The sequence below is a fragment of the Flavobacterium gelidilacus DSM 15343 genome, assembly GCF_000422685.1.
GTDB classification, from domain to species: Bacteria; Bacteroidota; Bacteroidia; order Flavobacteriales; family Flavobacteriaceae; genus Flavobacterium; species Flavobacterium gelidilacus.
Map to the genome: position 1 here is coordinate 178903 of NZ_KE383905.1, position 13957 is coordinate 192859.

The following is a 13957-nucleotide window of genomic DNA, read 5'->3' on the forward strand; positions in this document are numbered from 1 at the left end:
AAGATGAAAAAATTAATTTTAGTACTATTGCTTTCTTTTGTTGGGTTTTCAATGAATGCCCAAGATAAAGTCGTTAAGAAAAGCAAAAACAAAGAAGTAATCATAAAAGCTTTAGGTAATTGTGAAATGTGTGAAAAACGTATCGAAAAAGCAGCTTTTTCTGTAAAAGGAGTTAAGAGTGCAGAATGGCATGTGGATTGTCAAGACGTTCATGTAATTATCGATGAAAATAAATGCACAAAAGAAGATGTTGCAAAAGCTATTGCAAATGTTGGTCACGATACAGACTTAGTCAGGGCTTCTGATAAAGTTTATGACGAAATGCACAGTTGTTGTCAGTACGAAAGATTATAAATGAAGTATTAAAAAAGTCCCAAATGTAGATTTGGGACTTTTTTAATAAAATTAAGTCAATATTAATTTCCATACTGGTTTTTTGTTATACATTTGATTCTTATTTAAAAGGAATAGTGAATATAATTAAATGCAGTTTTAAAAAGCTAGTTTTTATATTACCAATGTTAGCATTAATGCTTGTATGGTATTCTATAGCTCAAAATCAAAATTCTTTTATATCAGAGACTAAAACTATAGTTTCTAATTTTGATCATAAACAATCTCCAATATTCACTTCTTCAAATATAGAAGACAAAGATTTGGTGTATAATGAGTCAGAAAAAACTGAGTTTGAAATCGAATTAAACTTTTGTCATGATTATTCTTTTCAAGATAATTTTCTTGAATTAAAACATGGTTTTGGAATAAATTCAATCGCCAGTAATTCCCATAAAACAAATCAGAAACTTCCTTTGTATGATTTGTTTTGCAATTGGAAACTGCATTTTATTTAATACATATTTTTTTACTTCGTTTGTAAGTACTACAAATGAATCACTTATGTATTAACCTTTTTTTCATTTTAAAATGAATAATTCCCATTCAAGTTTTGACGAACAACATGTTCTCCATCACTTAAAACACTATTTACCAGCGCAAAATCCGTTGAAAGATTTCGTACATCACAATACATTGCATGCTTTTCAAGACAGAAATTTTTTTGATGCATTGCAAGAATCTTCGAAAATATTTGGCTATAAAACCTATTTGTCTGTTGGAGATTTTAGAAATAGATTTCACAAAAAAGAAATTAGTGCTTCTGTTTTAAATCAAGTTATAACTAAAAATAAAGGAAACGAAAATGTTTCATTATGGTTAGATAAAATACTTAAAAAAGAGTATGATGAATCTATAAGTTCAAGAATTGGAAGTTTACGTTCGCATTGGAAATCACAATATGCCATAAATTTAGATAAATCTACACATAGTACTTTGTTTAGAGTGCTTTGTAGTTATTTAGACCAAGGAATTGCCATGTGGTCTTTTCCTATTCATGACAAAGGATTTTTATCCTCAATTCGTGAATTAGAACGTACTAGTTTTTCGGGATTTTTCAGCACAAAACGTGCTAAGAGATTACTAGAAGAGAAAGCTACAATTACAGATTTATTAAAAATTGTAGTTGGTGATGAACGTTTTTATGAAACCTATATTTTTGATCAACAGTTTTCGCATCCTGGTTGGAGTGGAATGGTGGCGACTTTAGAAAGTAATCCAACTTCACTTTTAGATAAAAAATCAATCACTTTAGAAGAACTTATAATTTTCGAATTACTTCTTGAAATTGATACATTAGATCAGAAGTTTAATGAAAATTGGGCACCATTAGCTAGTAGAATTCAATCAGAACCTCAAGATTTATTTAGATCAGTTGAGGTTGATGAACATTTTGAAGTTTTATCGTTATGGCAACAGGCTTTTGAATGGTCTTTATATGATCAAGTGTTAGCAACTGTTAAGCATCATAAACCATCCAATGAAAAAGTTATACCAAGTTTTCAGGCTTTCTTTTGCATGGATGATCGAGAATGTTCTTTTAGAAGACATATCGAACATTTAGATAAAAATGCTATAACATTTGGAACGGCTGCTTTTTTTAATTTCGAATTCTATTATCAACCGGTTGATGGCAAGTTTTTCACAAAACTTTGTCCAGCACCAATGACTCCTGCTTTTTTGGTAAAAGAACAACCAAGAAAGAAAAAACACGCTAAAGATTTTCATTACCACAAACGTTCACATTCATTATTTTTTGGATGGATTATTTCGCAAACGTTAGGTTTTTCAGCAGCTGTAAAACTATTTTTAAATATTTTTCAGCCAAGAATGACACCTGCTACAAGTTCATCCTTTAAGCATTTAAATAAGAAATCTAAACTGCATATTGAAAATAAAGATAGTGCAGATAGAGTCGACAACTTGCAAGTTGGTTTCACTGTGGAAGAAATGGCAAATAGAGTAGAAGGTTTGTTGAAAAGTAATGGTTTAATCGAAAATTTTGCTTCAATAATTTATTTAGTGGGTCATGGTGCAACAAGTGTAAATAATACACATTATGCAGGTTATGACTGTGGTGCTTGTTGTGGAAGACCAAGTTCGGTTAACGCAACTGTTGCTTGTTTTGCGATTAATCATCCAGAAGTTAGAAAAATTTTAGTACAAAGAGGTATTGTGATTCCAAATGAAACACAGTTTTTACCTGCTTTACACGACACAACTCGAGATGAAATTACATTTTATCAAGAAGAAAGTTTGTCAGAAAGTAATAATATATTACACCAACAAAATGCAATAGTCTTTGAAGCTGCTTTAGATAATAATGCTAAAGAGCGCTCTCGTAGGTTTGATACCGTAGATTCTACTCAATCCCTTAAAAAAGTACATGAAAGCATTAAAAGACGTTCGGTTTCTTTATTTGAACCACGTCCAGAATTAAATCATGCTACTAACGCCATGTGTATCGTCGGAAGAAGAAGTTTATCTAAACATATGTTTTTAGACAGACGTTCTTTTATGAATTCATACGATTATACCATTGATCCTTCAGGTGATTATTTAGCAGGCATTTTAGGTGCAGTTGCTCCAGTTGGTGGTGGAATTAATTTGGAATATTATTTTTCTAGAGTTGACAATCAAAAATTAGGTGCAGGAAGTAAATTACCTCATAATGTCATGGGACTAATTGGTGTTGCAAATGGAATTGACGGTGATTTACGACCAGGTTTACCCAGTCAGATGATTGAAGTGCATGATCCTATTCGATTGTTAGTTATAGTGGAGCATTTTCCTGAAAAAGTAAAATATGCTATTACTAAAAGTCCAGCAACTTATGAATGGTTTATAAACGAATGGGTAAAATTAGTTGTTGTGCATCCTGAAACTTTAGAATTATATCATTTTCAAGAAGGAAATTTCGAAAAATATAATCCAATTCAACAAGAAACAATTACAATTTCAGATGAATTAAAATTAGCTGAAACTACTATTGATAACCTTCCAATTGGAATATTAAATTAAGAAATTATGAATGAGTTATTACAGTTTTTTATAGCCTTACCTTTACTAGGTTTTATCATAAGTTTATTGTTGCCAGAAAGAAAAGAATCTTTAATTTCTTGGGTAGCATTTGGAACCGTTTTTATACAATTAATTGCTTTAATTATATTTATTGTTTTTTGGATCTATGATGGTGCAAATCATTTAAACTTAAACGAAGCTACATTATTAAAAACAGATCATTACGAGTTTTTTATTGATTTTTATTTTGATAAAATATCGGCTGTGTATTTGTTTATTGGAGCACTTTTAACTTCAATGATCACTACTTATAGTCGTTATTATTTACACAGAGAAAAAGGATACAAACGTTTTTTTAACACGGTGTTGTTTTTCTTTTTTGGGTATAATTTAGCCATTTTATCAGGAAATTTTGAAACCCTTTTCATTGGTTGGGAAATCATTGGAATTTCATCTTTCTTGTTAATTGCTTTTTATAGAGAGCGTTATTTACCTGTTAAAAATGCCTTCAAAGTGTTTTCAATTTATAGAATTGGAGATATCGGAATGATATTAGCGATGTGGGCAAGTCACCATTTATTTCATGAAAATATAACCTTCATGAAAATGAATAACTTTGAATTGGTTAATGAACATTTGCAAAATCATACTTTAATAGGAACATTTATTGCACTTTCGTTAGCTTTAGCTGCAGCTGCAAAATCGGCTCAAATTCCGTTTTCGTCTTGGTTACCTCGGGCAATGGAAGGACCAACACCATCTAGTGCTATTTTCTATGGTTCACTTTCTGTGCATTTAGGTGTTTTCTTGATGTTGCGTACTTTTCCTTTTTGGGAACATCAAACTTCTATGCGAATTGCAATTGGTTTAATGGGATTAACCACAAGCATAATGGCTGCTTATATGGCCAAAGTACAATCGTCTGTAAAAAGTCAAGTTGCTTATAGTTCTATTTCTCAAATTGGCTTAATTTTTATTGAAGTTGCATTAGGCTTAGAGACTTTAGCTTTGTTTCATTTTGCTGGAAATGCTTTTTTAAGAACTTATCAATTATTGGTTTCACCATCAGTAGTAAGTTATATGATTCGTGAGCAATTTTACAATTTTCAACCCAAAGCAAAAGGTATCAAAAATACGTTTCCAAAACGTATAGAATATGCACTTTATATATGGAGTCTAAAAGAATTCAAATTGGAGCAATTTATGAATTTTGTGCTTTGGAGACCTTTAAAAACTTTAGGAAAATCATTAGACTTTTTAAATTTAAAACGTTTGATTTTAGTATTTATTCCAACATTTCTTTTAGGTGTTTTGCTTTTTGAATTCAAAGCATCAATTCCTTTAAGGTTGCTAAATATTTTACCTGAACTATTTGCTTTCATTGGATTACTATTTGTTTTCAAAGCCTTTTCTGAAAGAAAAAGTCCTTTTGTGGCTTGGATTCTTATAGTGCTTAATCACTTTTGGATTGCTCTAGCAATAGTATTTAATGAAAAAGTAGATTTTACAGAATTACTGGTCTATTTATCAGGAATTATTTTGGCCGGAATAGTGGGTTACTTGGCATTATTAAAGTTAAAAAAGATGGAATTTAACGTAAATTTAAATCAGTATTTAGGTCATGTCTATGAACATCCAAAATTTGCTTTTTTCTTTTTATTAGCAGCTCTAGGTGTAACTGGTTTTCCGATTACAACCACATTCATTGGGGAAGATTTAATCTTTAGTCATATTGAAAGTAATCAAGTGATGCTAGCTTTCTTTATAGCTTCAAGTTTTATCGTTTCAGGAATTGCCGGAATTCGAATTTATACTCGATTATTTCTTGGTCCTCACATCAAAACCTATCATGAATTACCTTATCGTTCTTCATAATACAAAATCAATTCAATAACAATTTCAAAAATCAATAGGGATTAGATTGTAATTTAAAAATCTATTATCCGAAATCTAATAATCATAAAATAAGATGAATAAAAGTATTAAAAAATACATACCTGCTGATGGTTTAGCAGGATTGAGAGAGAATTTTAAAGCAGATGCTATTTCGGGTTTTATCGTTTTCTTGTTGGCATTGCCTTTAAGTTTGGGTATTGCGAAAGCATCAGCTTTCCCTCCTGTTATGGGTTTATTAACAGCTATAATTGGTGGTATTTTTGTGAGTTTTATAATGGGTTCAAGATTAACGATTAAAGGACCAGCTGCTGGTTTAATTGTTATTGTTGCTGGTTCTGTGGCCGAGTTTGGTCAAGGAGATGATATATTGGGTTGGAAATTAGCTTTAGGAGCAATGGTTGTTGCTGGTGTAGTTCAAATTTTATTTGGAGTTTTTAAATTAGGAAAATTAGCCGATTTCTTTCCGCTTTCTGCTATTCATGGAATGTTAGCGGCAATTGGAATTATAATTATTGCTAAACAAATTCCGGTTTTATTAAACGATAATCCAGCTTTAGGAAAAGGAAAAGGACCTTTAGAATTATTGGCTAATATTCCAAATTTCATTATGAATTTAGATCCAAAAGCTAGTTTAATTGGAATTGTAAGTTTAGCCATTATGATGGGTTGGCCATATATTAAAAATAAAAGTATAAAAATGATTCCTGCTCCTTTAGTAGTGTTGTTGTTTGCAATTCCATGTGAATTGTTTATGCACTTTAAAGAAACTGAACCAGCTTATGCTTTAGTTAAAATTGGAAATTTTGTGGATTCATTAGGACTTAATGCAAGTTTTGATGGTATTTCTCATACGGGAATTTTTGTAAAATATGTAATCATGTTTGCTTTAGTAGGTTCTTTGGAGTCTCTTTTAACAGTTAAAGCTATTGATTTGATGGATCCATTCAAACGCAAATCTGACATGAATAAAGATTTAATTGCTGTTGGAATCGGAAATACATTTGCAGCATTTTTAGGTGGTATACCAATGATTTCTGAAGTGGCTCGTTCTTCGTCAAATGTAAATAATGGTGCTCAAACACGTTGGGCTAACTTTTTTCATGGGGTTTTTATCTTATTGTTTGTTTTAGTTGCTTCACCTGTATTAGAAATGATTCCAAATGCAGCTTTAGCAGCCATGTTAATTACAGTAGGTGTTAAATTAGCTCATCCTAAAGAATTCATTCATACTTTTCAAATTGGAAAAGAACAATTGGCTATTTTCTTAGTAACTATTTTCTTTACTTTATTTGAAGATTTATTAGTTGGAATTGCAGCTGGTATTGTTTTAAAAATGATAATTCATTTGTTTAACGGAACTCCAATTTCTTCTTTCTTTAAAGCACCAACTTTAGTTTCTTTTGAGGGAAATGAATATTTAGTTGAAATTGATAAAGCAGCAATTTTTACTAATTACTTAGGTGTAAAAAGAAAGTTAGATGCTATTCCTCCTGGATTTAATGTCACTATTGATTTGAAGAAAACTAAATTAGTAGATCACTCTGTAATGGAAAATTTAGAGCATTTTAAAAATGATTATGAAGCCCACGATAATAGTACGGTTCAAATTGTTGGACTAGAAGACCACACGTCACTTTCAGATCATCCATTATCAAGTAGAAAAAATAAATAATTATAATATTCAGTTAGTTAGTTAAAGGAAGAAGTATTTAATATTTTTAAGTACTTCTAACCTTTAGCGTTTAATAAATAAAAAAATGAAAAATTTTAATAGTAGAACTTTTTTAGTTCTTGGTTTTATGTTGTTTTTTAGCGTTGCATTTGCACAATTAAAAACACAAAACAATAATGTTTGGTTTCATTATGTTGGAAAAAACATGATTTCTGAAAAAGCTTCTTTTACCTTAGAAGCAACAATGCGTTATACGGATGGATTAAACGAAAAACAACAATGGTTTATTCGTCCTTCTTTAGATTATCAGTTTACAAAAAAAATTATTGGAAGTTTGGGTTACTCACATTATAATACCTATTCTTATGGTGATTTTCCAATTAATAAAACCGAGATTCCAGAAGACCACTTTTGGATTCAAGGAACTTACATACATTCAAAAGGAAATTTTAAATTTACTCATCGTCTAAGAGATGAAAACAGGTTTGTTGGTGTAGCTGTTAAAGACGTGGCTACTAATCAATATGAAATAGATCATTATGATTATAGAAACAGATTGCGTTATATGTTTTTATTGAATTATGCTTTGACTAAAGAGAATGATAAAACCAAGTTGTTTGGTATTCTTGGTGATGAAGCTTTCTTAAACATTGGAGCAAATGCTGGGAAAACTTTATTTAATCAGAACAGAATTATTGGTGGTTTAGGGTATAATTTAAATAGCAATCATCAAGTTCAATTGGCCTACATCCATCAAAATATTTGGAATTTCGGAAATACCATTCAAGAAAGTAATCCTACAGTTCGTTTGACTTATGTAACCAATTTTGATTGGACAAAATAATTTGATTTCTAACGTAAAACCCTAGCCCAGATAGAAACGACATCCTTTTTGTCTCTTTCTTTAGAACGAGACAAAAAGATATAGTGAATAGCTGGAAATAGCTACTGAAATAAATTCAAAATAAAAATCCCGATAAGAAAATGCTTATCGGGATTTTTTTAATTTACATCAATTACAATATTTTCATAATAAAAATTACCTTCATTGTCAATTCCTTGTATGTTTACCAAGACGCTTTTTTGATTTAGAATCGGAATAGTAAACTCAAAATCACCGCTTGTATTTGTATATAAATTTGGAATCCAGTTTATAGTGCCATATTTTTTAAAGGCCTGATTTTCATAATAAGAATACTTTGGGTTTTTAAATGGTAACTCCTTTTGGAAACCGTCTTTTATGGTTAATGATTTTGAATTAATTTTCTCATTTGCGATGCCACCAAATTGTTTTTTTGTATATATTCTAATAGTTCCGCTAGGAGAAGACATTCCTGTTCCAAAACCTCTTTTGTTTATATAAATTTCATCAATTGTACTTAAATTCATATTCAATAGTAAATCTAAACTTCCCAATGGAACATCATCTAAAAAAATTGCAGGTGTTAGAGTGCCTTTAAATGAATTTGATGTTCTACTTGTTATCGACACAGAGCCTCCAACTGTTTTTGCATCAAAACCGTGGGATTGAATAAAACCAATTACATCATAATATAAATCTGATTTATTTTGGTCAATTTTATAGCCTTGCGATCCTGCTCTATTAAGAAAGTTAGTTGTGTTCTCTAGTTTTGCCTCGACCTTGTCAACCAAAATCACATCTCTTAAAACGGTAGTGTTTTCCATATAAGGAAAATCAGCATTAAATTCAGTTAGAGGTGTGAAGCTTTTGTTTGTACATTTTGTGATTATTGCATGTCCCAACTTTAAGAATCTATTTTTATTATTAGTTACTTTCGAATTTAATTTAAAAGCTTCATAATTAGATTTGTTATCCAATATAGAAATGAAAAATGAAGTTGAATCTATTGCAACGATATTTTCAAATTTAAAATTATTTTTATCATCTATTTTTCCAGTAAGGTTAATTCCGTTTGCTATGGATGATAAAACGATGTTGTATTTATCCTTATTAGAAATAGTTTGATTTATCGTTCCTTCGATTGTTAAACCAATATCGAAAGGGTATTTTATTGATGGTATTTTTGTTAAGATGTTGTTCCACTCATATTTTGGAGTGATTTGATTTAATAAAACTAAATCTAATTCAAATTGTTTTTTGCGGTTAAAGTCTTTAAAATAATAAGAATTATTTTCTAATTTACTTATCAAATAAGCATTGAAATTTAACTGAGATGTGATTGAATTTTCTTCAAAAGTTGAAATAGTTTCTGTCGGTAGTACACTAATACTAAAGTTAGCAATTCTATCTTTTAATTGTCCTTTCATCAATAGTGTGTCATTTATTATGCTGCCCTTTTCTAAAACAATAGTTGATGTGTTTTTTACATGATTATAAATCGTTCTTTCTGCAACTGCATTATTATTTTCATCTAAAATTCTAATGATATTAATTCCTTTAAATAAACCTGCTTTGTCTATAATTATATCATTTGACAAACTTTTAAAATAGAAATCTATTAAATTTACTTTATCGTTTTTTTGAATTACTAATGTGTAGTTTTTGTCTTTATTTTTGTTGAAAGTATAATTGTTAGTTTTTATTTTTATGAACACTTTGTTTTCATCAGAATAGTTGTTTACACTCATTGAAATGCCTTCAGTAGTAACTATAGGAAGGTTTTTTTCAATATTGCCGTTCGTTTGTTCTATTACAATTTTATATTGTTCGCTTTTTGTTTTTAAAATATCAAACTTTCCATAACCTTGTTCATTTGTTGCAAATTGATTTATTAAAATATTTTTTGAATCATAAACTTTAATATTGTTCAATTTCACTCCCTTTCCTTTACAGTCTTTTATTTGAACACCAACTGTATTGTCACATTCAAATACTAATTTTCCTCCTTCAATACCAAGACTAATCGATTCATTATCTAAGGAGTTGTTGTTGTTTGTTTTTGGACTGTCTTTGGTGTTAATTATTTCAACTGGAAAAATGGAAGATTCATCTTCTTCAAAATTATTCATGAAGTTTGTGTAAGTGTGAATAAAATATGTGCCAGAAGCATAGGATTCGTCAAGCTCTAAATGCCCAATTATTATTCCGTTACTAGTTAAAAATAGTTTTGAAACAATTTCGTTTTTGTCTTCGTCTAAAATTCTAACATAGACGTTAGTTGTTGAATAATTTAATCCATTTGATTTTTTATCAATTACATAACCTTTAAACCATATGGTTTCGTTGGTTAAATAGATGCTTTTGTTAAAATGTAAGTGAATGCTTTCACTCGCTAAGCTATAATATTCCGTAACGGATTTAGTAATTAAACTATGATTGTCTTGTTCTTGAGCATTCGAGGTCAAAAAAAGAAATGAAAAAGCTAGTAGGAAATAGTTTTTGTACATAAATTTATAAATAATTATTTTTAGTTTACTTCGATTTCAATGTTTTCATAATAAAAATTACCTTCGTTGTCTAAGCCTTGAATGTTAAGCAGTATGGATTTTTGTTCTAATGTTGGGATTTTAAATTCGAATTCACCATTTTCATCTGTAAAAATGTTAGGAATCCAATCTATGGTTCCGTACTTTCTAAAAGAAAGATTAGAGTAGGTAATGTATTGTGGATTTTTATATGCTATTTCTTTTTGAAAGCCGTTGGAAATTATAATTGATTTAGAATTAATTACCTCTTCTTTCATTTTCCCAGTTTTTGATTTAGTATATATTCTAATTACTCCTGTAGGTTCAGGTATGCCTGGTACAAATGTTCTTTTGTTTATATATATATCATCAATGTCATGTAAATTAATGTTAACTAATTCATCATAATTGTATAAAGGAAAGTCATTTATGTATATTACTGGCCTGCGACCGTTACTTCCTCCAGGTCTTCCAACTATTGTCAACTGTGTTCCTACAAAAGTTACATCAAAACCATGTGATTGCGTAAATACAGCTACATTATGGTATAAGTCAGCATCATCTTTACTGATTTTATAACCTTGTGAAGCTCCTTTTTGTAAAAAATTCCTCTCTTCTACTTTATCAGTCAGAACAACTTCTCTAAGTAAAGTTGTATTGTTTGGATATGGAAAATCAGAATTAAATTCCGTTAATGGAGTAAAACTTATATTTTTACATTTTGTTTTTATTATTGGTAGGTTCTTTAAAAACTTATTTTTATTATTAGATACAGTAGAATAAAGGTTTATTTTTTCGTATTCAGATTTTTTATTTAAAAGGGAAATGAAAAAAGTTGTAGAATCTACAGCAACTATGTTTTCAAATTTAAAATTATTTTTATCATCTATTTCTCCAGAAAAATTAATTCCGTTTGCAAAAGAAGATATATTTAATTTATAATTGTCTTTGTTTGTTATTGTTTGATTTAAAGTTCCTTCAATAGTTAGACCAGCATCGAATGGATAATTAATTGATGGTTTTTTTGTTAGGATATTATTCCAGTCATATTTTTTTGCATTTTGATTTAATAAAAATAAATCTAATTCGTATTGTTTAAATCTGTCAAAATCTTTAAAATAATAGGAGTTATCCTCTAATTTGTTTAATAAATAATTATTAAAATTTAACTCGGACGTGATGGCATTTTTTTCAAAAGAAGAAATGGTTTCTGCCGGAAGCACACTAATGCTAAAATTGGCAATTTTGTCTTTTAAAAGTCCTTTTATTAATAAAGTATCTTTTGAAATAATACTCTTTTCTAAAACAATAGCTGTTTTATTTTTTATATGATTGTATATAATTCTTTCGGCTAAAGCCTTATTATTTTCATCTAACACTCTTATGATATTAATACCTTTAAATAAACTAGTTTTATCTATTATGATATCGTTTGATAAACTTTTGAAAATGAAGTCCTTTAAGTTTACTTGATCGTTTTGCTGAATTAATAAAGTGAATTTTTTGTCTTTATTTTTGTTAAAAGTGAATTTGTTAGTATGTATTTTAATAAATGTTTTCTTTTCATCAGAATAATTATTGACATTCATTGAGACACCTTCAGTTATTACAAAAGGCAGATTTTTTTCAATATTGCCAGTGTTTTGCTCTATTACAATTTTGTATTGCTCGTTTTTTGTTTTTAAAATGTCAAACTTTCCATAACCTTGTTCATTTGTTGCAAATTGATTGATTAGCATATTTTTGGAATCATATACTTTAATGTTATTCAATTTTACACCTTTACCAATGCAGTTTTTTATTTGAACACCAATTGTATTATCACAATCGAACAATAATTTTCCGCCTTCTATAGCTAAGTTAATAGACTCGTTGTCCAAGAAATTATTATTATTTTTTTGTGGACTGTCTTTAGTATTTACTATTTCAATTGGAAAAAGTGATGATTCATCTTCTTCAAAATTATTCATGAAATTTGTATACGTGTGAATATAGTAATTACCTGAAGAAAAGGTTTCATCGAGTTTTAGATGACCAATTATTAGTCCATTACTAGCTAAAAATAGTTTTGAGACAAGTTCATTTTTGTCACTATCTAAAACTCTAACATAGACATTGGTAGTTGAATAATTTAATCCATTTGATTTTTTATCAATTACATAACCTTTAAACCAAATGGTTTCATTGGTTAAGTAAATACTTTTGTTAAAGTGTAAATGAATATTTTCACTAGCTAAACTATAATAATCATTTATAGATTTAGTAATTGTTTTGTGGTTGTCTTGTTCTTGAGCATTTGTAGTCAAAAAAAGAAATGTAAAAGCTAGCAGTAAATAGGTTTTATACATAAATTTATAAATAATTATTTTTAGTTTACTTCGATTTCAATATTTTCATAATAAAAATTACCTTCATTGTCTATGCCTTGAATATTAAGCAGTATTGATTTTTGTCCTAATGTTGGAATTTTAAACTCAAAATCACCATTATCATCTGTGTAAATAGAAGGAATCCAGTTTATAGTGCCATATTTTTTAAAGGCCTGATTTTCATAATAAGAGTAAATGGGGTTTTTAAAAGGTTTTTCTTTTTGAAATCCATCTTTTATAGTAATAGATTTAGAATTAATTACTTCGGTTTTAATTCTTCCCACTTTAATTTTTGTATACATTCTAATAGTTCCGTTAGGTGCTGTCATTCCTGTGCCAAAACCTCTTTTGTTTAAATAGATTTCATCAATGTCGTATAAACTCATGTTTGATAAAAAATCTAAACTTCCAATTGGAACATCATCTATAAAGAAAGAAATAGATGTTCCTTTACCAAAAGAATTACCTGCTGTTATATTTGATATGCTAACATTTCCTCCTATATTACTTACACTATAACCATGAGCTTGTAAAAAGCCTAATATATCGATATAAGTGGCTGCTTTGTTTTCATCTATTTTATAACCTTTAGCACCTGTTCTGTTGTAATAATGTTTAGTATATTCTAATTTTTCAACTACTTTCTCAGTTAGCACTACTTCTCTAAGAATATTTGTGTTTACTGAATAAGGAAAATCGAGATTAAATTCCTCTGAAGAGGAAAAAACTTTGTTTTCACATCTTGTTTTTAAAATAGGTAAAGGTTTTAAAAATTTATTTCTATTATTAGAAATTTTTGAATGCAGTTTTATACTTTCATATTCAGATTTGTTATTTAGCAAAGAGATATAAAATGATGCGGAATCAATTGCTATTATGTTTTCAAATACAAAGTTGTTTTTGTTATCTATTTTTTCAGATAGTTTAATTCCGTTAGCGATTGAAGATAGATTTATACTATACTTATCTTTATTTGATAGTGTTTGACTTAACGTGCCTTCGATAGTTAAGCCAACATCGAAGGGATATTTAATTGATGGCGTTTTTGTTAGGATATTATTCCAGTCATATTTTGAAGTTTTTTGATTTAATAAAAATAAATCTAATTCGTATTGTTTAAATCGGTCAAAATCTTTAAAATAATAGGAGTTATCCTCTAATTTGTTTAATAAATAATTATTAAAATTTAACTCGGACGTGATGGCATTTTTTTCAAAAG

Annotated in this window: 9 protein-coding genes; 6 read left to right on the plus strand and 3 right to left on the minus strand. The window is 28.7% G+C overall.

The genetic code is table 11. The features are described 5' to 3' along the window. Positions 1–3 precede the first annotated feature (3 nt). The 6 genes from G507_RS0115415 (at position 4) to G507_RS0115440 (ending at position 7826) form a co-directional block, all read left to right on the plus strand. Positions 4–354 carry a heavy-metal-associated domain-containing protein gene (locus G507_RS0115415; RefSeq protein WP_026718340.1) on the plus strand — a complete coding sequence of 117 codons (351 nt, stop codon included), beginning with the start codon at positions 4–6 and terminating at the stop codon, positions 352–354. Between the two features lie 176 nt (positions 355–530). Continuing rightward, positions 531–851 (plus strand): hypothetical protein, encoded by a 321-nt coding sequence (locus tag G507_RS0115420; RefSeq protein WP_211218988.1) that lies wholly within the window; start codon positions 531–533, stop codon positions 849–851. A 73-nt stretch (positions 852–924) separates the two neighbouring features. After that, the gene (locus G507_RS0115425) at positions 925–3414 is read left to right on the plus strand and encodes a YbcC family protein (protein WP_026718342.1); all 2490 of its coding nucleotides are present in this window, start codon (positions 925–927) and stop codon (positions 3412–3414) included. Between the two features lie 6 nt (positions 3415–3420). Continuing rightward, positions 3421–5289, plus strand: a complete 1869-nt coding sequence (locus tag G507_RS0115430; protein WP_026718343.1) for a proton-conducting transporter transmembrane domain-containing protein — start codon at positions 3421–3423, stop codon at positions 5287–5289. A 94-nt stretch (positions 5290–5383) separates the two neighbouring features. Continuing rightward, positions 5384–6982, plus strand: coding sequence for a SulP family inorganic anion transporter (locus tag G507_RS0115435; protein ID WP_026718344.1), 1599 nt, complete (start codon positions 5384–5386; stop codon positions 6980–6982). A gap of 85 nt (positions 6983–7067) precedes the next feature. Continuing rightward, positions 7068–7826, plus strand: a complete 759-nt coding sequence (locus tag G507_RS0115440; RefSeq protein WP_026718345.1) for a DUF2490 domain-containing protein — start codon at positions 7068–7070, stop codon at positions 7824–7826. Between the two features lie 158 nt (positions 7827–7984). Here G507_RS0115440 and G507_RS0115445 read toward each other — a convergent pair whose 3' ends face one another. The 3 genes from G507_RS0115445 to G507_RS17095 form a co-directional block, all read right to left on the minus strand. After that, entirely contained in the window at positions 7985–10351 is a 2367-nt protein-coding gene (locus G507_RS0115445) for a hypothetical protein (RefSeq protein ID WP_026718346.1), read from the minus strand. 20 nt (positions 10352–10371) lie between these two features. After that, the gene (locus G507_RS0115450) at positions 10372–12717 is read right to left on the minus strand and encodes a hypothetical protein (RefSeq protein WP_026718347.1); all 2346 of its coding nucleotides are present in this window, start codon (positions 12715–12717) and stop codon (positions 10372–10374) included. A gap of 20 nt (positions 12718–12737) precedes the next feature. Continuing rightward, positions 12738–13957 (minus strand): hypothetical protein (locus tag G507_RS17095; protein WP_035666414.1); only part of this gene is annotated, 1220 nt, incomplete at its 5' end.